Raw genomic sequence first — 22,463 nt, forward strand, 5'->3', positions numbered from 1 at the left:
ACCGGGCCCCGGTTGTTTGCGAACGACAGCGCCAGGGAGGAGGAGGGCGCTGCCGTTCTGAACTGCGAAGGCCTCAGGGAGGAGGAGGAGGCCTGCCGCATCTCGAAGGGGCTGGGTCGCGATGCGACCGGGCCCCGGTTGTTTGCGAACGACAGCGCCAGGGAGGAGGAGGGCGCTGCCGTTCTGATCTGCGGGGACCTCAGGGAGGAGGAGGAGGCCATCCGCAACTCGGTGGGGCATTTGCCCCGGTGTAAAAGGGCGGCGACATCAGGGAGGAGGAAGATGCCGCCGCTAAAGGCAGAAAACCCAGGGAGGAGGAAGGGTTTCCTGAACCGAATTCTTTATTTCCCGTGCGCCGCGTCGCGGGCCACGTAGTGTATCATCGACCTGCTGATGCCCAGGTCAGACAGCTCGCGCGCCGTCAGCGTCGAAAGCTCGTCGACCGTGCGGTTGTAGACACGCCGACGCGAAATCCATTCACGGGCTGCCGAGACGCCCGATTTCAGCCACTCAGCCAGGCCGCTCTGTGCGACATGTATTTGCTGTGCGTGTGCCATTTTCGTTATCCTGTATCGTATTCTAGTGTTTTCAGCGGGCTGCGTTCGTCCCCGCGTTTCGTTGATCTCAAGATACGGTAATGCTGCAGTTGCACAATGGGCGTTTAGGCAATGCCGCCATGCAGCATTTGCATAAGTTATGCTGACGTAGTTTTGAGCAACTGCCCGTAACCGAAGCAAACTATTTGCCCTTGTCCTTGCGTGTTGGATGGTCATGTTGGGGGCGCGCAACAAGGAGGCCCCAGATGCCGATATCCCGTGACGTCATTCTTGACACGCTCAGCGGAATTTCCCTGCCCGATGGTGGTGATCTGGTTTCGCGCGATCTGGTGCGCGCGCTTTCACTGGGCGAATCCTCGGTGAGTTTCGTGATCGAGGTGCCGGATGTGGCGGCGGCCCGCGCGATGGAGCCGTTGCGCCAGGCCGCCGAGGATGCGGTAAAGCGCCTTGCGGGGGTCGAAAAGGTGTCTGTGGTGATGACGGCGCATGAGCCCGCCGCGAAATCCGCGCCGAAGGGCGAGGCGCCATCGCTGAAGATCGGGCGCCACCCCGAAGGCGGGGGCGTGCAGAAGGTTGCCGGCGTTGACCGCATTCTGGCAATCGCCTCGGGCAAGGGCGGCGTGGGCAAATCCACCGTGTCTTCGAACCTGGCGGTGGCGCTGGCGCGTCAGGGGCGCCGGGTGGGGTTGCTGGACGCCGATATATACGGTCCGTCACAGCCGCGCATGATGGGGGTCAGCAAACGACCCGCTTCACCGGATGGCAAGACGATCATTCCGCTGACGGCGCATGGGGTCACGTTGATGTCGATCGGTCTGATGGTCGATCCCGATCAGGCCGTGGTCTGGCGCGGGCCGATGCTGATGGGCGCGCTGCAGCAGATGCTGGGGCAGGTGGCCTGGGGCGCGCTGGACGTGCTGATCGTCGATCTGCCGCCGGGCACCGGGGATGTGCAGCTGACCCTGTGCCAGCGTACCCACCTGACCGGGGCGATTGTCGTCTCTACCCCGCAGGACGTGGCGCTTCTGGATGCGCGCAAGGCGATCGACATGTTCGGCAAGCTGAACACGCCGGTGCTGGGCCTGATCGAGAATATGTCGATGTATATCTGCCCCAATTGCGGGCACGAGGCGCATATCTTCGGCCATGGCGGTGTAAAGGCCGAGGCGGAGCGGATCGGCGTGCCGTTTCTGGGTGAACTGCCGCTCGCGCTGGAGGTGCGGGAGGCCGGTGACGCCGGCAGCCCCGTCGCAGCGGGCGAGGGGCCGATCGCCGATGCCTATGCCGCGCTGGCGGCGCGGCTGGTCGCCGGCGGGATGGCCTGACCCCGTACGGGAACACATGGGAAATGGCTGCCCGCAGGGCGCCGCAGGGCGAATCAATCGCCCCGGGGCGGTTGATTTCGCCGCATTCCGGCGGGATTCGCCGTTGATTCCTCAAAAATTCGACACGGCGCCGTGATCTCGCGTATTTTTTCGGGAAATTACGGGAATTGTTGGCACGGCCGAAGATTCTCTACATTTTGTGTGTAAATCGACATGGGCATCTAGCTGCTGTGTTGTGATTGCGTCGGGCACCCCCAGAGCTTGTTTTCCACACCCTCTCAACCCATCATCTTGTGTCTTGTTCCCGTGAAAACCTGTTGATTTCCATGAAATCCCATGGCATCCCTTGGTCATCGGATGAAGACGGGCTTACAGGGGCGGTTCAAGAACCCCGAACAAAGGCACCAAGTCAGGTTTCATACAGGCACCCGCTTTCACCGAACACAAAGATCCGGCGCGCGAGCGAGCAGACATCCCCCCAGGTGGCATGCGTAGCCGGACACACCCAGAGATGGGACGAGGGCGGCGGATTGGGCAGTGGCAGCAGCTCAATCCGCCGTTTTCGTTTCAGACGGCCAAAGCGGCAGCAAAGGAGCGTCGGGACAGTGGCGCGCAGGTTCAGAGGCGAATACACCTTCAAGGTGGACGCAAAGGGCAGGGTCTCGATCCCGGCCCTGTTTCGCCGCGTGCTGGAGGCCGGCGATCCCAGCTGGACAGAGGGCCTGCGCCCCGAACTGGTCATCGTCTATGGCGATCACCGCCGCAAATTTCTCGAAGTTTACACGATCGAGGCGATCGAAGAGGTGTCTGACCAGATCGAGCAGATGCAGCGCGGCTCGCCCGAGCGGCGGATGCTCGAGCGCCTGATCAACGGCCAGTCCCACCCCACCGAGGTGGATGGCGACGGTCGCCTGGTGCTGCCGCAAAAGCTGCGCGAAAAGATCGGACTGGAGGGCGAGGCCTTCTTCATCGCCTCCGGCGACACGTTCCAGATATGGAAACCCGAAACCTTCGAGGCTGAAAACGCCGCCTTCATGGAAAGTTTCGAGGAAGACTACCCCGAGGATTTCGATCCGCTCACGCTTCTTCCCGGCAAGCCCAAGACGGTGCACTAGAAAATGGCCGCCGCTGAACGCCCCGCTTCAGACTCACGCCCCCACGTTCCCGTTCTGCTGCGTCCGCTTCTGGCGGCGGTGGCCCCGGTCGAGGGGCTGTGGCTGGATGGCACATTCGGCGCCGGCGGCTATTCCATCGGCCTGCTGGAGGCCGGCGCCGCACGGGTGATCGGCGTGGATCGCGACCCGGCCGTGTTCGACATGGCCGCGGGCTGGGCCGAAGCCTATGGCGACCGGCTGGTGCTGGTCGAAGGCACGTTTTCGAAGCTCGACACCTATTCCGACGTGCCGCTTGACGGGGTCGTGCTGGATCTCGGCGTGTCGTCAATGCAGCTCGATCAGGCGGAACGTGGCTTTTCCTTCATGAAAGAGGGGCCGCTGGACATGCGGATGAGCCAGTCCGGCCCGTCGGCCGCCGATCTGGTGAACGAGCTGGATGAAACCGCGCTGGCCGACATCCTGTATCACTACGGTGAAGAGCGTGCCTCGCGCCGCATCGCGCGCACCATCGTCGAGACGCGCAAGACCCAGCCGTTCGAGACCACCGCGCAGCTTGTCGCGGTGATCGAACGCTGCCTGCCGCGCCCCAAGCCGGGCCAGAGCCACCCCGCGACACGTTCGTTTCAGGCGATCCGCATCGCCGTGAACGATGAGCTGGGCGAGCTGGTCGAAGGGCTTTGCGCCGCCGAGCGGGCGCTCAAGCCGGGCGGCAAGCTGGCGGTCGTGTCCTTCCATTCGATCGAAGACCGGATCGTGAAGCGGTTTCTGCAGGCCCGGTCCGGCGGGGCGGGGCGGGCCAACCGTTATGCGCCCGAGACCGAAGAGCAGGCGCCGCAGTTCCGGCTGCTGTCGCGCCGCGCGATCGGGGCGGATGACCAGGAACTGGCGGAAAACCCCCGCGCGCGCTCGGCCAAGTTGCGGGTGGCGGTGCGCACCGACGCGCCTGCGGGTGATGTGGATCGGGCGGCATTGGGCCTGCCCGCGCTGATGACAGGGAGAAACGGATAATGCGCAGCCTCTTTTTCGTTCTGTCCGCGCTTGCGGTGATGGGGCTGGCCTTCTGGGCCTATCGCGAAAACTATGAAACCCAGCAGGTGATCAAGGAAACCGAGGCGTTGCAGCGCGACATCGCGCAGATGCGGGCCTCGCTTTCGATGCTGCGGGCCGAATGGGCCTATCTGAACCGGCCCGACCGGCTGCGCGAACTGGCCGACCTCAACTTCGATCGGCTGGGCCTGCTGCCGCTGCGCCCCGAACAGTTCGGCCTGATCGATCAGGTGGCCTATCCGCTGCCCGATCTGCCGCCGATCATCACCTCGGTCGAGGTGGTCGGAAAATGGGAGGCTTCGGAATGATCCGCACGCCGCTGCGCCCGCTGGCCCGTATCCTGGAAGCCCGCGCCAAGGGCGAAAACCCCGACGCGATCGAACGCGAGAACCTGCGCCTGCGCCAGGAGCAGATGCGCGATCAGGCCCGCACCCGGGCCGAGGGGCGGCTGCTGATCCTCGGGGTTCTGTTCTTCTGTGCCTTTTCGGCCGTGGGTGCGCGGATGGGCCTGCTGGCCGCGTCCGAGCCGCAGGAGCCGCGGGCCGCGGCCTCCGGCGCCGCCATCGTCGCGCAGCGTGCCGACATCACAGACCGCACCGGGCGCATCCTGGCCACCAACCTGGCCACGCATTCCCTTTATGCCCAGCCGCCGCTCATGATCGACAAGGAAGGTTCGGCGCGGGCGCTGGCCAAGATATTTCCCGACCTGAACGAGCAAAAGCTGCTGGCCCAGTTCACCGGCAAGCGCAAGTTCCTGTGGATCCGAAAGAAAATCAGCCCCGAGCAAATGCAGCAGGTGCATGACATCGGCGATCCCGGCCTTCTGTTCGGCCCGCGCGAGATGCGGCTTTATCCCAACGGCAAGCTGGCCGCGCATGTTCTGGGCGGCACCAGTTTCGGGCGCGAGGGTGTCCGCTCGGCCGAGGTGATCGGCACGGCCGGGGTGGAAAAGGCCTTTGACACCTACCTGCGCGATCCGGCCAACGGCGGCCAGCCGCTGCGGCTTTCGCTGGATCTGACGGTGCAGACGGCCGTGCGCCAGGTGCTGTTCGGCGGCATGAAGCTGATGAACGCCAAGGGCGCGGCGGCGGTGATGATGGATGCCCACACGGGCGAGATCGTCTCGATGGTGTCGCTGCCCGATTTCGACCCGAATGACCGCCCGCGCCCCCTGGTCGAGGGCGACGCGTCCGACAGCCCGCTGTTCAACCGCGCGGTTCAGGGCGTGTATGAGCTTGGCTCGACCTTCAAGATTTTCGCGGCGGCCCAGGCGATGGAGCTTGGCCTGGTCAACCCCGATACAATGGTCGATGCGGATGCGCCGCTGGTCTGGGGCAGGCACCGGATTGGCGAGTTCCACAACAAGAACTACGGCCCGCTTCTGTCGGTGACCGATGTGATCGTGAAATCCTCGAACGTTGGCACCGCGAAGATCGCGCTGCAGATCGGCACCGAACGTCAGCGTGATTTCCTCGGCAAGCTGGGCTTCTTCGAGGCCACCCCGGTTGAGCTGGTCGAGGCCCCGGGCGCCCGGCCGCTGTTGCCGCCGCGCTGGTCGGATATCAACACGATCACGGTGTCCTACGGCCACGGGCTCTCGGCCAGCCCGCTGCATCTGGCCACGGCCTATTCCTCGCTTCTGAACGGGGGCAAGCGGGTTCAGCCGACGCTTCTGGCCGGCGGGCGCCCGGCCACCGGCGAGCGTGTGGTCTCCGAGCGGACTTCGACCGCGGCGCGCGAAATGCTGCGTCAGGTGGTGGTGCGCGGCACCGCCAGCTTCGGCGAGGTGCCCGGCTATTCGGTGGGCGGCAAGACCGGTACCGCCGACAAGCCCAGACCGAGCGGCGGCTATTACGATAACAAGGTGATCACCACATTCGCCTCGGTCTTTCCGACGAACGATCCGAAATACGTGCTGGTCGTCACCCTCGATGAGCCCGAAGACACCACAGGCCCCGAACCGCGCCGGACCGCCGGCTGGACGGCGGTGCCCGTCGCCGCAGAGATCATCCGCCGCGCCGCGCCGCTGCTTGGCCTGCGACCAGAGATTGAACCCCAGCCCGGCTTCGCGGTAACACTCACCGGAAACTGACAGCCGTGGGGGCGAAAATGGCGACACAGCCACAGGCGAAATCACTGGCAGAGCTTGGGCTGACCGCAAAGGCCGGGCGCGAGGCGCAGATCACCGGCCTGTCGGTCGACAGCCGCCTGGTGAAACCGGGGCATCTGTTCGCCGCGCTTCCCGGTACGCGGGTGCATGGTGGCGCGTTCATCCAATACGCGCTGCGGATGGGCGCGGGCGCGGTGCTGACCGATGCCGAGGGCGCCCGCATCGCCAGGGAAGAGCTGGCCGCATCCGACGCCGCACTGGTGGTGGCCGAGGATCCGCGCCAGACGCTGGCCTATGCCGCGGCCCTGTGGTTCGGCGCGCAGCCCGAGGTGGTGGTGGCGGTGACCGGCACCAATGGCAAGACATCGGTGGCCAGCTTCACCCGGCAGATCTGGGCCCTGCTGGGTTACGAGGCGGCCAATCTGGGCACCACCGGGGTCGAAGGCGCCTATGAGGCGCCGCTGAACCATACCACGCCCGAACCCATCACCCTGCACCGCCTGCTGGCCGAGATGGCCCATGCCGGCGTCAGCCATGTGGCGATGGAGGCATCGTCACACGGGTTGGCGCAACGGCGGCTCGACGGGGTGGCGCTGACCGCGGCGGCGTTCACGAATTTCACCCAGGACCATCTGGATTACCACGCGGATTTCGATGAATATTTCGCGGCCAAGGCCGGCCTTTTTGCCCGCGTCCTGCCCGAGGAAGGCACCGCCGTCATCAACCTCGAGGATCCGCGCGGCCCCGAGATGGCGATGATCGCCCGCGCGCGCGGGCAGACCCTGCTGACCGTCGGCCGCTCGGACGAGGCCGATCTGCAGATCCTCGCACAGCGGTTCGACGCCACCGGGCAACAGCTCCGGTTCGAATGGCAGGGGCTGGCGCATCAGGTGCGGCTGGGGCTGATCGGCGGCTTTCAGGCCGAAAACGTGCTGGTCGCCGCCGCGCTGGCGATTGCCGGCGGGGCCGAGCCGCTGCATGTGTTCGACGCGCTGCCCGATCTGATCACCGTGCGCGGCCGGATGCAGCTTGCCGCCACCCGAGACAACGGCGCGTCGGTCTTTGTCGATTACGCCCACACGCCCGATGCGCTGAAGACGGCGCTGAGCGCGCTGCGCCCGCATGTAATGGGCCGTCTGATCGTCGTGTTCGGCGCGGGCGGTGACCGTGACAGGGGCAAGCGCCCGCTGATGGGGCGGGCGGCGGCGGAACACGCCGATGTTGTGTTCGTGACGGATGACAACCCGCGCAGCGAGGTTCCGGGCGATATTCGTGCAGAAATAATGCAAGCCTGCCCGGATGCGACAGAGGTCGGCGACCGCGCCGAGGCGATCCTGCGCGGCGTCGATGCGCTGCAGCCCGGCGATGCGCTGCTGATCGCGGGCAAGGGCCACGAGTCCGGGCAGATCATCGGCGATGACGTGTTTCCGTTCGACGATGTGGAGCAGGCCTCTGTCGCGGTCGCGGCGCTTGACGGGCGCGTGACATGACGCCGCTCTGGACCTCTGCGGATGCCGAGGCCGCGACCGGGGGGCGCAGCACGCGGCCCTGGCAGGCGGGTGGCGTGTCGATCGACACCCGCAGCCTGGTGCCGGGTGATCTGTTCGTGGCGCTGAAAGACGTGCGCGACGGCCATGATTTCGTGGCGCAGGCGCTGAAGAACGGCGCCGCCGCGGCGCTGGTGTCACACATTCCCGATGGCGTGGCGAAGGATGCGCCGCTGCTGATCGTCGATGACGTGTTGCGCGGGCTGGGGGCGCTGGCCCGGGCCGCACGGGCCCGCAGCGCAGCCAGGGTGGTCGCCGTGACCGGGTCGGTCGGCAAGACCTCGACCAAGGAAATGCTGCGCGCGGTTCTGGCCGGGCAGGGGCAGGTTCACGCCGCCGAGAAAAGCTTCAACAATCACTGGGGCGTGCCGCTGACCCTTGCGCGGATGCCGCGGGCGGCGGATTTCGCGGTGATCGAGATCGGCATGAACCATCCGGGCGAAATCGCCCCGCTGACGGCGATGACCCGGCCGCATGTGGCGCTGATCACCACCGTCGTCGCCGCGCATCTGGAGGCGTTCGACAGCATTGCCGCGATTGCCCGTGAAAAGGCCAGCATTCTCGACGGGCTGGAACCGGGCGGGGTTGCGGTGCTGAATGCCGATCTGGATGTCTCGCCGATCCTGATCGAAAAGGCGCGGCAGGTCGGCGCGCGTGTGGTCACCTTCGGCACCGGGGCCGAGGCCGACTATTGCCTGAAAGAGGTGACGCTGCGCGCGGATGCCACCATCGCCCAGGCGCGTGCCAGGGGCGACGACATTCTGTTCAAGATCCACACCCCCGGCCGGCATTTCGCGATGAATGCGTTGGGGGTGCTGGCGGTGGCCGATGCGCTGGGGGCCGACCGCGCCCTGACCGCCTGCGATCTGGCTGCCTGGCAGCCGCCCACGGGCCGCGGCGCGCGCGAAAAACTGCAGCTCGATCCGGTGGACGAACGCATGGCCTTCGAACTGATCGACGACGCGTTCAATGCCAACCCGGCCTCGTTGCGCGCCGCGCTGGAGGTTCTGGCCGCCGCCGAGCCGCGCGATGGCCTTGGCCGTGTGGCCAAGGGCCGGCGCATCGCCGTACTTGGCGACATGCTGGAGCTTGGCCCGACCGAGGCGGAGCTGCACCGCGCCGTCGCGGATGACCCGTCCTTGAAGCCTGTCAGCCTGGTGCATTGTGTCGGCCCCAGGATGCGGGCGCTCTACCAGGCGCTGCCCCGCGCACAGCGCGGCGAGTGGCATGAAACCGCCCAGTCGCTGGCCGCGCGGGCGCATGCGATCGCGGATGCTGGGGACGTCGTGCTGGTCAAAGGCTCCAAGGGCAGCCGCGTGTCGCTGGTGGTTGACGCCCTGCGAAAATTGGGACAAGCGGTCCCGAATGAAAAATGAGAGGCTGGGCGTATGCTCTATTGGCTGACCGGATTTTCCGATGGCGGCGATGTTTTCAACCTGTTTCGCTATATCACCTTCAGGGCGGGTGCGGCGTTTTTCACGGCGCTGATCTTCGGGTTCATCTTCGGGCGGCCGCTGATCAATCTGCTGCGCAAGCGCCAGCGGCATGGCCAGCCGATCCGCGATGACGGCCCGCAGAGCCACCTTGAAACCAAGGCCGGCACGCCCACCATGGGCGGTGTGCTGATCCTTGGCGCGCTGATCGTTTCAACCCTGCTCTGGGCGCGGCTCGACAATCCCTATATTTGGATCGTGCTGTTCGTCACGGTGGGGTTCGGGGCCATCGGCTTCGCCGACGACTACGCCAAGGTATCGAAGAACAACACCAAGGGCGTGCCCGGCAAGGTGCGGATGAGCCTGGGGCTGATCATCGCCGCCGTCGCCGGGTTCGCGGCCTCGATGGTGCATCCCGAAGGGTTGACCAACCAGCTGGCGCTGCCGGTATTCAAGGACACGCTGATCAACCTGGGGGTCTTCTTCGTGCCCTTCTCGATGATCGTGATCGTGGGATCGGCCAACGCGGTGAACCTGACCGACGGGCTGGACGGGCTGGCGATCATGCCGGTGATGATCGCGGCGGGCACATTGGGCGTGATCGCCTATGCGGTGGGCCGGGTCGACTTTACCGAATATCTCGATGTTCACTACGTGCCGGGTACCGGCGAGATCCTGATCTTCTGCGCCGGGCTGATCGGCGGCGGGCTGGGGTTTCTTTGGTATAACGCACCGCCCGCGGCCGTGTTCATGGGCGACACCGGTTCGCTGGCTCTGGGTGGCGCGCTGGGGGCGATCGCGGTTGCCACCAAGCACGAGATCGTTCTGGCCATCGTCGGCGGGCTGTTCGTGGTCGAGGCGCTGAGCGTCATCATCCAGGTGCTGTATTTCAAGCGCACCGGCAAGCGGGTGTTCCTGATGGCGCCGATCCACCATCATTTCGAGAAGAAGGGCTGGGCCGAGCCGCAGATCGTGATCCGGTTCTGGATCATTTCGCTCATCCTGGCGCTGATCGGGCTGGCGACGCTGAAGTTACGGTAGGGGAAAGGGGGCGCTGCCCCCCTCGCGCGCCTTGCGGCCCGCTCACCCCCCGGGATATTTGAACGAAGATGAAGGGGGCGGGGGTGCGCCCGCCCGAGCGGGGTTTGGGAGATGATTGCAGTTCGCGGATATAGTGGCGCGCGTATCGCGGTTCTGGGGCTGGGCCGGTCCGGTCTTGCCGCCGCGCGGGCGCTGCGGGCAGGCGGGGCCGAGCCGCTGGTCTGGGATGACAGCGCGGATGCGCGGGAGCGGGCCGGGGCGGAAGGGTTTGCTGTTCACGATCTGACGCGCGAGGGGGCGTGGCGGGATGTGGCGGCGCTGATCGTGTCGCCGGGGATCCCGCATCTTTATCCTGTGCCGAACCGGATCATCGCCTCTGCCTGGGCGGCGGGTGTGCCGGTGGACAATGACATCGGGCTGTTCTTTCGCTCGGTCGCCACCGATGAATGGGACAATCTGGAAACCGCGCCGCGGGTGATCGCGGTTACCGGATCGAATGGCAAATCCACCACAGCGGCGCTGATCCACCATGTGCTGACGTATGCCGGCCGCGAAAGCCAGCTGGCGGGTAATATCGGCCGCGGGGTCATGGATATCGACCCGCCGGGGGATGGCGGGGTGGTCGTGCTGGAACTGTCGAGCTATCAGACCGAACTGGCGCGCGCGCTGACCCCGGATGTGGCCGTGTTCACGAACCTGACGCCCGATCATCTGGACCGGCACGCAGGGCTGGGTGGCTATTTCGCCGCGAAACGCCGGCTGTTCGCCGAAGGCGGGCCGGACCGGGCGATCATCGGCGTGGATGAGGTCGAAGGGCAGTATCTGGCCAACCAGATGGCTGAGAGTGCCGCCGATGACCGGCTGATCCGCATCTCTGCCGCGCGAAAGCTGGACGGGCCGGGCTGGGCCGTGTTCGCCCGCAAGGGGTTCTTGTCGGAATACCGCAAGGGGCGGCAGATCGCGTCGCTCGACTTGCGGGGGATTGCCGGGCTGCCCGGTGCGCACAACCATCAGAACGCCTGCGCGGCCTATGCGGCGGTGCGCAGTTTGGGGTTGGCGCCGAAGATCATCGAACAGGCGTTCCACTCCTTTCAGGGGCTGCCCCACCGGTCGCAACTGGTGGCGGAGGCGGGGGGCGTCCGGTTCGTCAATGACAGCAAGGCCACAAACGCCGACAGCGCGGCCAAGGCGCTGGCCGCTTTCCCGCGCATCCGCTGGATCTGCGGCGGGCTGGAAAAAGAGGGCGGCCTGGGGCCGGTTCTCGAACAGCTCGGCCATGTGGTGAAGGCCTATGTCATCGGGCGCGAGGCAGGCCGGTTCGCTCTGCAACTGGGCGAGACGCCTCATGAGGTGAGCGAGACGATGGCCCGCGCCGTTGCCCGTGCTGCGGCCGAGGCGGCGGAGGGAGAAACCGTTCTGCTCGCCCCTGCGGCGGCAAGTTTCGACCAGTATGACAATTTCGAGAAACGCGGCGAGGATTTCATCGCCCAGGTCACCGCCGCGCTGGCGCGAACGGCCGAACCGGGATAAAACGCCTCCTTCTTTTTCGCCTGAATATCCCGGGGTTTGGGGCAGAGCCCCAATCCGCAAGCCGCAAAGTGACGCGCCCTACAGGCAGACCGCGTCGGCCGTATCCTTCAGAAGCTGCGCGCTTTTCATCAGCGCGGCGGCCTCGTCATCCGCCAGGTCGGGCATCAGATGGGCCGTCACGCCCGCGGCGCCGACGATGCGCGGCAGGGAAAGCGCCACATCGTGCACCCCGAGCACGTCCTGCGTGGCGATGGAGACCGAGAGCACCGCATTCTGATCCTGCGCGATGGCGCGCACGATCCGCGACAGGCCGGCGCCGATGCCATACCATGTGGCGCCCTTGCCCGCGATGATCGTATAGGCGGCATTGCGCACGCCATCGTCGATCGCGTCACGCACATGCCCGGTGATCGGGGCGCCCACCTGCGCGGCAAAGGATGCCAGCGGCGCCGACCCGGCACGGGCGCTGGACCAGGCCAGAACCTCGCTGTCGCCATGCTCACCCAGCACATAGGCATGGACGGAGCGCGGCGAGATCCCCAGATGCCGGCCCAGAAGGCTGCGGAACCGGGCGGTATCCAGGATCGTGCCCGAGCCGATGACCCGCTCCGGCGGCAGGCCGGTCAGGCGGGTGGTGATCTGGGTCATCACATCCACCGGGTTCGAGGCCACCAGAAGGATCGCATCCGGCGCGTGCTCCAGCACACGCGCCGTCACCTCGCGGAACACCGCGGCATTGCGGGCCAGCAGCGCCAGCCGGGTCTCGCCGGGTTTCTGGCCGACGCCCGCCGCCAGGATCACCACCGACGCGCCCGCCAGCGCGGGATAGTCGCCGTGCTCGATGACCGTGGAAGAGGCGAAAGGCACGGCATGGGCGATATCCTCGGCCTGGGCGCGGGCAAGCGCCGCGTCGAGATCGACCAGCACGACGCGGCTGACCGTTCCGGTCAGCGCCAGCGCATATCCGGCCGCGCTTCCCACCATTCCCGCCCCGACGATCCCGACTTTCATATCCGTACCCCGCTTGTGTCCAGAGCCACTATAGCAAGCGGGGCATCGAGCGGTGGTATTTCTGTGCCCCGGATCTGCGGCGCGGAGGCAACGCTTTGCGCTTCTGCGGAAATTTCGCGCGAAGATGAAAATACCCTCTTGCGCCGACTCATGCGCGGCCCTATCTGCGCCCTCACAGACGCCAACGCACGCGCCTCTGGCCGGCGGTTCCGCCGCCCGCGTTTATGTAGCGACGGTAACGTCTCCTTGGAAGTGAGCGGTCATTCTTTGGCCGGGTCTATTGGAGATGACCATGAACGCTACGATCACCGATTTCGTCGGCCGCACTGCTGTTGCGCCTGTTTCCCGAGTTGAGGCTTATATCCGGTCGAATGAGTTCGACCGCCCGACGCTGGTGCTGGACACGCAGGCCGTGGCCAAACAATACCGCGCGCTGAAAGCCGGGCTTGGCCATGCCGATATCCACTATGCCGTGAAGGCCAACCCCGCGCGCGAGATCGTCGAGACGCTGGTAAACCTCGGCTCGCATTTCGATGCCGCCTCGCGCGGGGAAATCGAGCTGTGCCTCGGCCTCGGCGCCGCGCCCGAAACGATTTCCTTCGGCAACACCATCAAACGCGCTTCCGACATTGCCTTCGCGCATCACGCTGGCATCACCCTGTTCGCCGCCGATGCCGAGGAAGAGCTGGAAAAGATCGCCAAGCACGCCCCCGGCGCGCAGGTCTATATCCGCCTGATCGTCGATGCGTCCGAGGCCGACTGGCCGCTGTCGCGCAAATTCGGCTGCGCCCGTGACAAGGCGCTGGATCTGCTGGCGCTGGCCGCCCGTCTGGGGCTGGAGCCGGTCGGCTTTTCGTTCCACGTGGGCTCGCAAACCCGCCGGGCCGAGATGTGGACCGCCACGCTCGACCAGATCGCCGAAATCTGGCACCGCGCCCGCGCCGAAGGCCACGCGCTGACCCTGCTGAACATCGGCGGCGGCTTTCCGGCCTTTTATGGCGAGGCGATTGATCACCCGACCAAATATTCCGCACGGGTGATGGAGCTGGTGACCGAACGCTTTGGCGATGTGCCCCGCGTGATGGCGGAGCCGGGCCGCGGCCTGGTGGCCGAGGCCGGCATGATCGCCGCGGAAGTGTTGCTGGTGTCGAAGAAATCCGAGGCCGACGCCTTCCGCTGGGTCTATCTGGACATCGGCAAGTTCTCGGGCCTGGCCGAAACCATGGACGAGGCGATCCGCTATCAGTTCGTCACCGACCGCGATCACGAGGCGACCGGCCCCTGCATCCTGGCCGGCCCCTCCTGCGACAGTGCCGATGTGCTTTATGAAAAGCGCCCGGTGCAACTGCCGCAGGGGCTGAAGGCGGGTGACCGCTTTATCATCCGCAACTGCGGCGCCTATACGTCGAGCTATTCGTCGGTCGGCTTCAACGGCTTCCCGCCGCTGGATGTCGTGGTGCTCTGAGCCGGGCTCATCTTCCGCGCCGCCTGCCAACGGTGGCGCGGCGGCGCGGTATTGACAGGCGGGCAGGGCGCCACGGGCAGCATCGCCCGGTGCGCCCGCACCACGGCGGCCAGCGCGCCATCATCCGGGGCCTGCAGCAGATTGGCATGTTCGAACGGGTCGGCCCGGTGATCATACAGTTCTTCATGACCGGTCCAGTAGCGGATGAAGCGAAAATCGCGGGACCGCGCCGAAAACGCCAGCTTCGGGCGATCGCTCATCAGATCATGGCCCCAGACCGACAGCGCGTGCCCGCGCAGCGCCTGCGCCTCGCCCCGCAGCAGCGGGGCCATGTCCTGCCCGGTGAAGCGGCCGGGCGCGGGCAGGCCGGCCAGTGAAAAGAGCGTCGGCGCGATGTCGGTCAGGCTGACCGGATCGCCGGCCCGGCCCGGGGCGATGCCCGGCCCGCCGATGAACAGCGGCACCCGCAGCGCGCGCTCCCACAGGGTGAATTTGCGGAAGGCCAGCTTTTCGCCCAGCTGCCAGCCGTGATCCGACCACAGCACCACGATGGTGTTGCCCCACAGCCCCTGTTCATCCATCCGGTCCAGAACCCGGCCCAGCAGCGCGTCGGCATAGGAGATCGAGGCAAGATACGCTTTCAGGAATGCCTTGTATTCCCCCTGCGCATGCAGCGCCTTTCCCAGCCCGGCGTTCTGGCGCACGAAGCTCATCGCCGGGCGCGGCAGCCCGGCCAGCGGCGCCGCGTTGTCGGGGGCGAACCCGTTGGCGCCCAGCCCCGGCGGATCGGCGACCACCGCCGGCAACTGGTCGAAAAAACGCTTCGGCACGATGAAGGGCAGATGCGGCCGATAGAGCCCCAGCGCCCAGAACTGCCCTTCGGCGCCGCCGGTCATGCGGCGGGTGATCCACTCGGTGTTCAACTCGTCATATTGCGGGGTATCGTCGGGCGCCGGGCCGAAATCGGAGTTGCTGCCCAGGGCGCCGGATTTCTGCGACCGGCTGATCGGGGCAAAGCTGTCTGGTTCCTGGCCATGGTATTCGGTCCATTCGTCGTGATCGAACTGGCCCTTGAGCACGTGGAACACCTTGCCCGCGCCAAAGGTCTTATACCCGGCGCTTTGCAGGCCGCCGACCAGCGACAGGCCCCGGCCGCGCGGAAACGCGTGGTTGGGCCGGTGTGCGTTGCCGTAGATCCCCGTTTCCCATGGGTTCCGGCCATAAAGCGTTGCCGCGCGCGAAGGCGAACAGGCCGGGGCCGCGGCATAGGCCCGTTCGAACACCACGCTGTGCCGGGCCAGCCGGGTCAGGTGCGGGGTGATCGTATCGGGATGGCCGCCCAGCGGCGCGATCCAGTCATTCAGATCCTCGATCGACAGGAACAGGATGTTGGGTCTGGTCACCGGCGGGTCTGTCCTTTGTGATGCGGCGCGGGTGCGCCCGTCGGGCCCTGCGGCTCTCTTCGCGGATCGCGGCGAGGAAACCTGCAAGGGTCGAGGAGCGGCCCGCGCGCGCGGATGGCGGCAGACTAGGGGGCGCGTGGCGGCGGTGCAATCCCGTCGGCCCGGGGTGTCAGATGGCTGGCGTTGCGGCGCAAATCGCGCTAGACTGCACCCGAGACCCGGCAAACGGGCAGAGGCAGGCAGAGCAAGGCGAACATTCATGACGGAAATGGTGTACGGCACCGTGCCGATGCGGGCCGGTGAACCGATTCTTCCCCGGTGGTGGCGGACGATCGACAAATGGACCCTGTCGTGCATCCTGCTTTTGTTCGGGATCGGGCTGTTGCTGGGGCTGGCCTCGTCGCCGCCACTGGCCGCGCGCAACGGGCTTGCGCCGTTCCATTACGTCGAACGGCAGGCGTTTTTCGGCACGCTGGCCCTGGGCGTGATGTTCTTCACCTCGATGATGTCGCCCGATCTGGTGCGCCGGTTGGGCGTGCTGGGCTTTTTCGGCGCCTTCGCGGCGCTGGCGCTGCTGCCGGTGCTGGGCACAGATTTCGGCAAGGGCGCGGTGCGCTGGTATTCGCTTGGCTTCGCCAGCGTGCAGCCCTCGGAATTCCTCAAGCCCGGGTTCATCATCCTGGCCGCCTGGCTGATGGCCGCCAGCCAGGAGGTGAACGGCCCGCCGGGCAGGCTGTTTTCCTTCGGCATCGCCATCGTGATCGTCGGGTTTCTGGCGATGCAGCCCGATTTCGGGCAAGCCGCGCTGATCCTGTTTGCCTGGGGCGTGATCTATTTCGTAGCCGGTGCGCCGTTCATGCTGTTGGTCGGGATGGCCGGGCTGACCGTCTTCGGCGGCACCATAGCCTATAACAATTCCGAACATTTCGCCCGCCGGATCGACGGCTTCCTGTCGGCTGATCTCGATCCGCGCACCCAGCTTGGCTATGCGACCAACGCCATCCGCGAGGGCGGCTTTTTCGGCGTCGGCGTCGGCGAGGGGCAGGTCAAGCAATCGCTGCCCGATGCCCATACCGATTTCATCATCGCCGTCGCCGCCGAGGAATACGGGCTGCTGCTGGTGCTGGCGATCATCGTGCTGTTCGCGGTCATCGTCATCCGCTCGCTGTTCCGCCTGATGAAAGAGCGCGATCCGTTCATCCGGCTGGCGGGCTCGGGGCTGGCCTGCGTGTTCGGCGTGCAGGCGCTGATCAACATGGGCGTGGCGGTGCGGCTGCTGCCGGCCAAGGGCATGACCCTGCCGTTCGTCAGCTATGGCGGCTCGTCGCTGATCGCGGGCGGCATCGCCGTCGGCATGTTGCTGGCCTTCACCCGGACCCGCCCGCAGGGTGAAATCGGCGATATCCTGATGCGGAAAGGGCGGTAGCAATGGCCGGCAAGGCGGCGCTTCTGGTCATCGCCGCGGGCGGGACCGGCGGGCATATGTTCCCCGCCCAGGCGCTGGCCGAGGCGATGATCCGCAAGGGCTGGCGGGTGAAGCTTTCGACCGACGCGCGCGGCGCGCGCTACGCGGGCGGCTTTCCGCATGTGGTGGAGGTGGAGCAGATCGCATCGGCCACCTTCGCGCGGGGCGGGGCGCTGGCCAGGGCGGCGGTGCCGTTCCGGCTGACAGGCGGCGTGATCTCGGCGGCGGCCAAGATGCTGCGGGACCGGCCCGATGTCGTTGTGGGCTTTGGCGGCTACCCGGCGATCCCGGCGGTGGCGGCGGCCACGATCCTGCGGCTGCCCCGGATGATCCACGAACAGAACGGCGTGCTGGGTCGGGTGAACCAGCTTTTCGCGACCCGCGTCCATGCGGTGGCCTGCGGCACCTGGCCGACCGAACTGCCCGAGGGTGTCGAGAGTTTTCATACCGGCAATCCGGTGCGCGCGACGGTGCTGGAACGCGCGGGCGCGCCCTATATCCCGCCGGGCGACTACCCGATGTCGCTGCTTGTGATGGGGGGCAGCCAGGGCGCGCGCATCCTGTCGGATGTGGTGCCCGCCGCCATCGCAGCCCTGCCCGAGGCGTTGCGCGGCAATATCCGCGTGTCGCACCAGGCGCGTGACGAGGATGGCGCGCGCGTGGCGCAATTCTACGCCGAACACGGGATCGGTGCCGATGTTCAGCCATTTTTCCACGACGTGCCCCGCCGCATGAGCGAGGCACAGCTTGTGATTTCGCGCGCCGGCGCATCCTCGGTCGCCGATATCAGCGTGATCGGCCGGCCGTCGATCCTGATCCCCTTCGCGGCCGCGGCGGCGGATCACCAGACAGCCAATGCCCGCGGGCTGGTAAAGGCGGATGCCGCGATCATGATCCCCGAATCCGCCCTTGAGCCTGCCGCGCTTTCAGAGCAGATAAGCGCGGTTCTCACCAACCCCGATGCGGCGGTGCATATGGCCCACGCGGCCCTGGGCGTCAGCCGCCCGGACGCGACCGAGCGGCTGGTGGAGATCGTCGAGGCGCTGGCAGGCAAGGGGCAACAGGCATGAACGCGGCAACAAAACTTCCCACCGATGTGGGCCCGATCCATTTCGTCGGTATCGGCGGCATCGGCATGTCCGGCATCGCCGAGGTGCTGCTGAACCTGGGCTATACCGTGCAGGGCTCTGATCTGAAGGCCAGCAAGATCACCGATCGGCTGGCCGGGCTCGGCGCCACGATCTTCGTCGGCCAGCGCGCCGAGAACCTGGAAAATGCCGAGGTGGTGGTAATCTCCTCCGCCATCAAGCCGGGAAACCCGGAACTGGACGCCGCCCGCCGCATGGGCCTGCCCGTGGTGCGCCGGGCCGAGATGCTGGCCGAGCTGATGCGCCTGAAATCCAATGTCGCCGTCGCCGGTACCCATGGCAAGACCACGACCACCACCATGGTCGCCACGCTGCTGGATGCGGGCGGGCTCGACCCCACGGTGATCAACGGCGGCATCATCCACGCCTATGGCTCCAACGCCCGGATGGGCGAGGGCGAGTGGATGGTGGTCGAGGCGGATGAAAGCGACGGCACCTTCAACCGTCTGCCCGCGACCATCGCCATCGTCACCAATATCGACCCCGAGCATATGGAGCATTGGGGCACGTTCGAAAACCTGCGCCAGGGCTTCTACGATTTCGTGTCGAACATCCCGTTCTACGGTCTGGCGGTCTGCTGCACCGATCACCCCGAGGTGCAGGCGCTGGTGGGCCGCGTCACCGACCGCCGCGTGGTGACCTTCGGCTTCAACGCGCAGGCCGATGTGCGGGCGGTGAACCTGACCTACAAGGCGGGTGTCGCGCATTTCGACATTGCGCTGCAGGCCGAGGACATGGTGATCGAGGGCTGCAGCCTGCCGATGCCCGGCGATCACAACGTCTCGAACGCCCTGGCCGCCGTGGCCGTGGCCCGGCAGCTTGGCATGAAGCGCGACGAGATCCGCGCCGCGCTGGCCGCGTTCGGCGGGGTGAACCGGCGTTTCACCAAGGTGGGCGAGGTGAACGGCGTGACCGTTATCGACGACTACGGCCATCACCCGGTCGAGATCGCCGCGGTGCTCAAGGCGGCGCGCCAGGCCACCGACGGCCGCGTGATCGCGGTGCATCAGCCGCACCGTTATTCCCGCCTGCATACGCTGTTCGACGATTTCTGCACCTGTTTCAACGATGCCGACGTGGTGGCCATCGCCGAGGTGTTCGCCGCCGGTGAAGACCCGATCGAAGGCGCGTCGCGCGATGATCTGGTCTCGGGGCTGATCCGCCACGGCCACCGCCACGCCCGCGCCATCGTCAGCGAAGACGATCTGGTGCGGCTGGTGCGTGAACAGGCCGGGCCCGGCGACATGGTGGTCTGCCTGGGCGCGGGCACGATTTCAGCCTGGGCCAACAACCTGCCCGCGCGGCTGGAAAAGGCCTGAGGCCGGTGGCGGAGGCGCTCAAGCGGCGGATCGGGCCGGGGCTGCTGACGGCCTATGGCATCGGGGTGATGATCGGCGCCGGGATCTATGTTCTGGTCGGCGCGGTGGCGGGGCAGGCCGGGGTTTATGCGCCGCTGTCGTTTCTGATTGCCGGGCTGGTCGCCGCGCCCTCGGCGCTGTCATATGCCGAACTGTCCACCCGCATCCCCGAAGCGGCGGGCGAGGCCGCCTATGTCGATCAGGGGCTGAAAATCCACTGGCTGTCGGTTGTGGTGGGGCTGGGCATCGTGCTGGCCGGCACGATCTCGGCCGCGGCGGTGCTGCGCGGCGGCGCCGGTTACCTGACCGCAGTCATCGACCTGCCGTTCGAATGGGTGGTGGCAGGGCTCGGCGCGGCACTGCTGGCCGTGGCGCTGATCGGGGTGCTGGAAAGCATGGCGGTGGCGGCGATCTTTACCGTGATAGAGCTGATCGGGCTTGGCCTGGTGATCTGGGCCGGCTCCACTGCGGCGCCGGTACCGGCCTGGAGCGCCCCGCCCGAGATTTTCTGGCCGGGTGTGGGCATGGGCGCGGTGCTGGCGTTTTTCGCCTTCATCGGCTTCGAGGATATCGTGAACATGGCCGAAGAGGTGGAGCATCCAGAGCGCACCCTGCCGCGCGCCATCCTGATTTCGCTGCTTGTGACCTCGCTGATCTACGCCGGGGTCAGCCTTGCCGCCGTCCGCGCCGTTCCGGTCGAGGCGCTGGCCAACAGCACGCGCCCGCTGTCGCTGGTGTGGGAGGCGCGCAAGGGCAACAACAGCGCGGGTTTTCTGTCGCTGATCGCGGGGGTGGCGGCGCTGAACGGGGTGCTGGCGCAGATCGTCATGGCCGCGCGGGTGCTGTTCGGCCTGGGCAAGCGCGACCGGCGGCTGGCGCTGTTCCATCACGCCCATCCGCGCTTCGGCACGCCGGTGAAGGCGACGTTGCTGGTTGGCGCGGCGGTGATCCTTGGCGCGCTGGCCCTGCCGGTGGCGGCGTTGGCGGAAATGACCTCTTCGCTGTTGCTGGCGGTGTTCGCGGTGGTCAATCTTTCGCTGATCGCGCTGAAGCGGCGCGCGCCGTTCGCGCCGTTCCGGGTGCCGATGTTCGTGCCCTATGCCGGGCTTCTGGCCGCGCTGGCCGCGCTGGCGATGACGCTGCTGGGGCCGGCATGACCCTGTCGCTCACACTGGCCTGCCTCTGGGCACTCGCGGCGACCATCACCGCGTTTCTGCCGATGCGGCTGCAATACGCGCCGGGCCTCGCGCTGCTGGTGTCGGCGCCGGTGCTGATCGGGTATCTGGGCTGGCAGCATGATGTCTGGGTCGTTCTTGCCGCTGTCGCGGGGGCCGCGTCGATGTTTCGCAGGCCGCTCTTCTATCTGCTGCGCCGGGCGTTGCGCCCCGGCGGCGGGGAGGGGCGGGAATGAACCTGTCGCTGATCCTGGCGTGTTTCTGGGCGCTTGCCGCCACCGGCATCGCCTTCCTTCCGGCCCGGCTGAACTGGCCGCTGGCCTATGGGCTGATCGCCGCCGGCATTCCGCTGCTTGGCTACGTCACCTATCAGAACGGGCCGGTCTGGGGGCTTCTGGTGCTGGCGGCGGGCATGTCGATGCTGCGCTGGCCGGTCTATTACTTCGCCCGCTGGTGCGCGCGGCTGTTGCGCGGTAAAGGTCCCTGAAAACGGGGGGCGCGATGGCGGGCTATACGGAAATTCTGGTTTACGGCACCTGGGCGGCGGCACCGGTGATCGCCTATCAGGCGCTGACCCACGGGCTGGCCCGCAAGGGGCGCGACTTTCTGGTGATCTTCGCGCTTTACTCGACGGCGGTAATCGTGACCTGGGCGGCGCTGCGCGCCGATCTGGCGCGCACGGGCTTCGGCGCGAACACGCCCCTCGGGGTGCTGTTGCCATGGATCGGAACCGGCGTGCTGTCGGCCGCGCTGTTCGCGCTGGGGCGCCGTAACGGCGAGGACGGGGCATGAGGGGCGCGATGCCACAGGTGCGCGGCACGCTGACGCCGGACCGGTCGCTGGATGATCTGACATGGCTGCGGGTCGGCGGCCCGGCGGACTGGCTCTTTCAGCCTGCGGATGTCGATGACCTGGCGGCGTTTCTGGCCGCGCTCGATCCTGCGGTGCCGGTGTTTCCGATGGGCGTGGGCAGCAACCTGATCGTGCGCGACGGCGGGCTGCGGGCGGTGGTGATCCGGCTGGGGCGCGGGTTCAACGGCATCGCGGTGCAGGGCGGCCGGGTGACGGCAGGCGCGGCGGCGCTGGACGCGCATGTGGCGCGCAAGGCGGCGCAGGCCGGGGTGGATCTGACCTTTCTGCGCACCATCCCCGGTGCCATCGGTGGCGCGGTGCGGATGAACGCCGGATGCTACGGTTCGTATGTTTCAGACGTTCTTTTGTACGCAAGGGCGGTGACGCGGGCCGGCGCGGTGGTGACGCTGACCCCCGAGGATCTGAAATTCGGCTATCGCCACAGCGACCTGCCCGACGGCTGGGTGCTGATCGAGGCGGTGTTCGAAGCGCCGGCGGGCGACCCCGCCGCGCTGGAGGCGCGCATGGCCGATCAGCTTGCCCGGCGCGACGCCAGCCAGCCCACCAGAGAGCGCAGCGCCGGATCGACCTTTCGCAACCCGGCCGGCTTCAGCTCGACCGGGCGGGCGGATGACACCCATGAGCTGAAGGCGTGGAAGGTGATCGACGATGCCGGGATGCGCGGCGCCACGGTGGGCGGCGCGCAGATGTCGCGGATGCATTCCAACTTCATGATCAACACCGGCGGGGCCACGGCGGCGGATCTGGAAAATCTGGGCGAGCAGGTGCGAAAAAAGGTTTTCCAAAAGAGCGGAATAGACCTACAATGGGAGATCATGCGGGTCGGTGAACCGGCACCGCGGAAATAATCAAATTCAGGG

Annotated in this window: 21 protein-coding genes; 18 read left to right on the forward strand and 3 right to left on the reverse strand. The window is 66.9% G+C overall.

The genetic code is table 11. The features are described 5' to 3' along the window. Positions 1 to 341 precede the first annotated feature (341 nt). On the reverse strand, positions 342 to 557 hold the full coding sequence (locus TQ29_RS05930; RefSeq protein WP_054538409.1) for a DUF1127 domain-containing protein: 216 nt from the start codon (positions 555 to 557) through the stop codon (positions 342 to 344). A 245-nt stretch (positions 558 to 802) separates the two neighbouring features. Here TQ29_RS05930 and TQ29_RS05935 point away from each other — a divergent pair, with 245 nt between their 5' ends. The 9 genes from TQ29_RS05935 (at position 803) to murD (ending at position 11,705) form a co-directional block, all read left to right on the forward strand. Further along, positions 803 to 1,882 carry an Mrp/NBP35 family ATP-binding protein gene (locus tag TQ29_RS05935; protein WP_054538410.1) on the forward strand — a complete coding sequence of 360 codons (1,080 nt, stop codon included), beginning with the start codon at positions 803 to 805 and terminating at the stop codon, positions 1,880 to 1,882. A gap of 605 nt (positions 1,883 to 2,487) precedes the next feature. Further along, positions 2,488 to 2,997: a division/cell wall cluster transcriptional repressor MraZ gene (gene mraZ, locus TQ29_RS20920; RefSeq protein ID WP_054538411.1), complete on the forward strand. Its 510-nt coding sequence runs from the start codon at positions 2,488 to 2,490 to the stop codon at positions 2,995 to 2,997. A 3-nt stretch (positions 2,998 to 3,000) separates the two neighbouring features. Next, positions 3,001 to 4,005 carry a 16S rRNA (cytosine(1402)-N(4))-methyltransferase RsmH gene (gene rsmH, locus TQ29_RS05945; protein WP_054538412.1) on the forward strand — a complete coding sequence of 335 codons (1,005 nt, stop codon included), beginning with the start codon at positions 3,001 to 3,003 and terminating at the stop codon, positions 4,003 to 4,005. After that, entirely contained in the window at positions 4,005 to 4,352 is a 348-nt protein-coding gene (locus tag TQ29_RS05950; RefSeq protein ID WP_037204514.1) for a cell division protein FtsL, read from the forward strand. Before rsmH ends, TQ29_RS05950 begins: the two co-directional genes overlap by 1 nt. Next, a complete protein-coding gene (locus TQ29_RS05955; RefSeq protein WP_054538413.1) occupies positions 4,349 to 6,136 on the forward strand; it encodes a penicillin-binding protein 2 in 1,788 nt (595 codons plus the stop codon). Before TQ29_RS05950 ends, TQ29_RS05955 begins: the two co-directional genes overlap by 4 nt. Before the next feature lie 17 nt (positions 6,137 to 6,153). Further along, positions 6,154 to 7,644: a UDP-N-acetylmuramoyl-L-alanyl-D-glutamate--2,6-diaminopimelate ligase gene (locus TQ29_RS05960; protein ID WP_054538414.1), complete on the forward strand. Its 1,491-nt coding sequence runs from the start codon at positions 6,154 to 6,156 to the stop codon at positions 7,642 to 7,644. Further along, positions 7,641 to 9,077 (forward strand): UDP-N-acetylmuramoyl-tripeptide--D-alanyl-D-alanine ligase, encoded by a 1,437-nt coding sequence (gene murF / locus TQ29_RS05965; protein WP_054538415.1) that lies wholly within the window; start codon positions 7,641 to 7,643, stop codon positions 9,075 to 9,077. The genes TQ29_RS05960 and murF overlap by 4 nt, the downstream gene beginning before the upstream one ends. A gap of 12 nt (positions 9,078 to 9,089) precedes the next feature. Further along, a complete protein-coding gene (mraY, locus tag TQ29_RS05970; RefSeq protein WP_054538416.1) occupies positions 9,090 to 10,175 on the forward strand; it encodes a phospho-N-acetylmuramoyl-pentapeptide-transferase in 1,086 nt (361 codons plus the stop codon). A gap of 111 nt (positions 10,176 to 10,286) precedes the next feature. Further along, complete coding sequence (murD, locus tag TQ29_RS05975) at positions 10,287 to 11,705, forward strand: UDP-N-acetylmuramoyl-L-alanine--D-glutamate ligase (RefSeq protein WP_054538417.1); 1,419 nt, start codon at positions 10,287 to 10,289, stop codon at positions 11,703 to 11,705. A gap of 78 nt (positions 11,706 to 11,783) precedes the next feature. Here murD and TQ29_RS05980 read toward each other — a convergent pair whose 3' ends face one another. Beyond that, positions 11,784 to 12,716 (reverse strand): L-lactate dehydrogenase, encoded by a 933-nt coding sequence (locus TQ29_RS05980; RefSeq protein WP_054538418.1) that lies wholly within the window; start codon positions 12,714 to 12,716, stop codon positions 11,784 to 11,786. A gap of 292 nt (positions 12,717 to 13,008) precedes the next feature. Between TQ29_RS05980 and TQ29_RS05985 the strand changes: the two genes are divergently transcribed. Next, positions 13,009 to 14,181, forward strand: a complete 1,173-nt coding sequence (locus TQ29_RS05985) for a type III PLP-dependent enzyme (protein ID WP_054540344.1) — start codon at positions 13,009 to 13,011, stop codon at positions 14,179 to 14,181. Here the strand turns inward: TQ29_RS05985 and TQ29_RS05990 are convergent. Then, positions 14,127 to 15,584 (reverse strand): sulfatase, encoded by a 1,458-nt coding sequence (locus tag TQ29_RS05990; protein WP_054538419.1) that lies wholly within the window; start codon positions 15,582 to 15,584, stop codon positions 14,127 to 14,129. The genes TQ29_RS05985 and TQ29_RS05990 overlap by 55 nt on opposite strands. A gap of 259 nt (positions 15,585 to 15,843) precedes the next feature. On the opposite strand from TQ29_RS05990, the gene ftsW reads away from it, so the two are divergent. The 8 genes from ftsW to murB are packed head-to-tail and all read left to right on the forward strand — an operon-like array spanning position 15,844 to position 22,451. Next, positions 15,844 to 17,010, forward strand: coding sequence for a putative lipid II flippase FtsW (gene ftsW / locus TQ29_RS05995; RefSeq protein WP_054538420.1), 1,167 nt, complete (start codon positions 15,844 to 15,846; stop codon positions 17,008 to 17,010). 2 nt (positions 17,011 to 17,012) lie between these two features. Continuing rightward, positions 17,013 to 18,119, forward strand: coding sequence for a glycosyltransferase (locus tag TQ29_RS06000; RefSeq protein ID WP_054538421.1), 1,107 nt, complete (start codon positions 17,013 to 17,015; stop codon positions 18,117 to 18,119). Beyond that, positions 18,116 to 19,516 carry a UDP-N-acetylmuramate--L-alanine ligase gene (murC, locus tag TQ29_RS06005; protein ID WP_054538422.1) on the forward strand — a complete coding sequence of 467 codons (1,401 nt, stop codon included), beginning with the start codon at positions 18,116 to 18,118 and terminating at the stop codon, positions 19,514 to 19,516. The genes TQ29_RS06000 and murC overlap by 4 nt, the downstream gene beginning before the upstream one ends. A gap of 5 nt (positions 19,517 to 19,521) precedes the next feature. Then, on the forward strand, positions 19,522 to 20,712 hold the full coding sequence (locus TQ29_RS06010; protein WP_054538423.1) for an APC family permease: 1,191 nt from the start codon (positions 19,522 to 19,524) through the stop codon (positions 20,710 to 20,712). Continuing rightward, a complete protein-coding gene (locus tag TQ29_RS06015; RefSeq protein WP_054538424.1) occupies positions 20,709 to 20,966 on the forward strand; it encodes a DUF2484 family protein in 258 nt (85 codons plus the stop codon). Before TQ29_RS06010 ends, TQ29_RS06015 begins: the two co-directional genes overlap by 4 nt. Beyond that, positions 20,963 to 21,217 (forward strand): DUF2484 family protein, encoded by a 255-nt coding sequence (locus TQ29_RS06020; RefSeq protein WP_037204546.1) that lies wholly within the window; start codon positions 20,963 to 20,965, stop codon positions 21,215 to 21,217. Before TQ29_RS06015 ends, TQ29_RS06020 begins: the two co-directional genes overlap by 4 nt. Before the next feature lie 14 nt (positions 21,218 to 21,231). Further along, positions 21,232 to 21,522 (forward strand): hypothetical protein, encoded by a 291-nt coding sequence (locus TQ29_RS06025; RefSeq protein WP_054538425.1) that lies wholly within the window; start codon positions 21,232 to 21,234, stop codon positions 21,520 to 21,522. A gap of 8 nt (positions 21,523 to 21,530) precedes the next feature. Then, the gene (murB, locus tag TQ29_RS06030; protein WP_157445525.1) at positions 21,531 to 22,451 is read left to right on the forward strand and encodes a UDP-N-acetylmuramate dehydrogenase; all 921 of its coding nucleotides are present in this window, start codon (positions 21,531 to 21,533) and stop codon (positions 22,449 to 22,451) included. Positions 22,452 to 22,463 lie beyond the last annotated feature (12 nt).

The organism is Actibacterium sp. EMB200-NS6 (genome assembly GCF_001305615.1).
Taxonomy (GTDB): domain Bacteria; phylum Pseudomonadota; class Alphaproteobacteria; order Rhodobacterales; family Rhodobacteraceae; genus Actibacterium_A; species Actibacterium_A naphthalenivorans.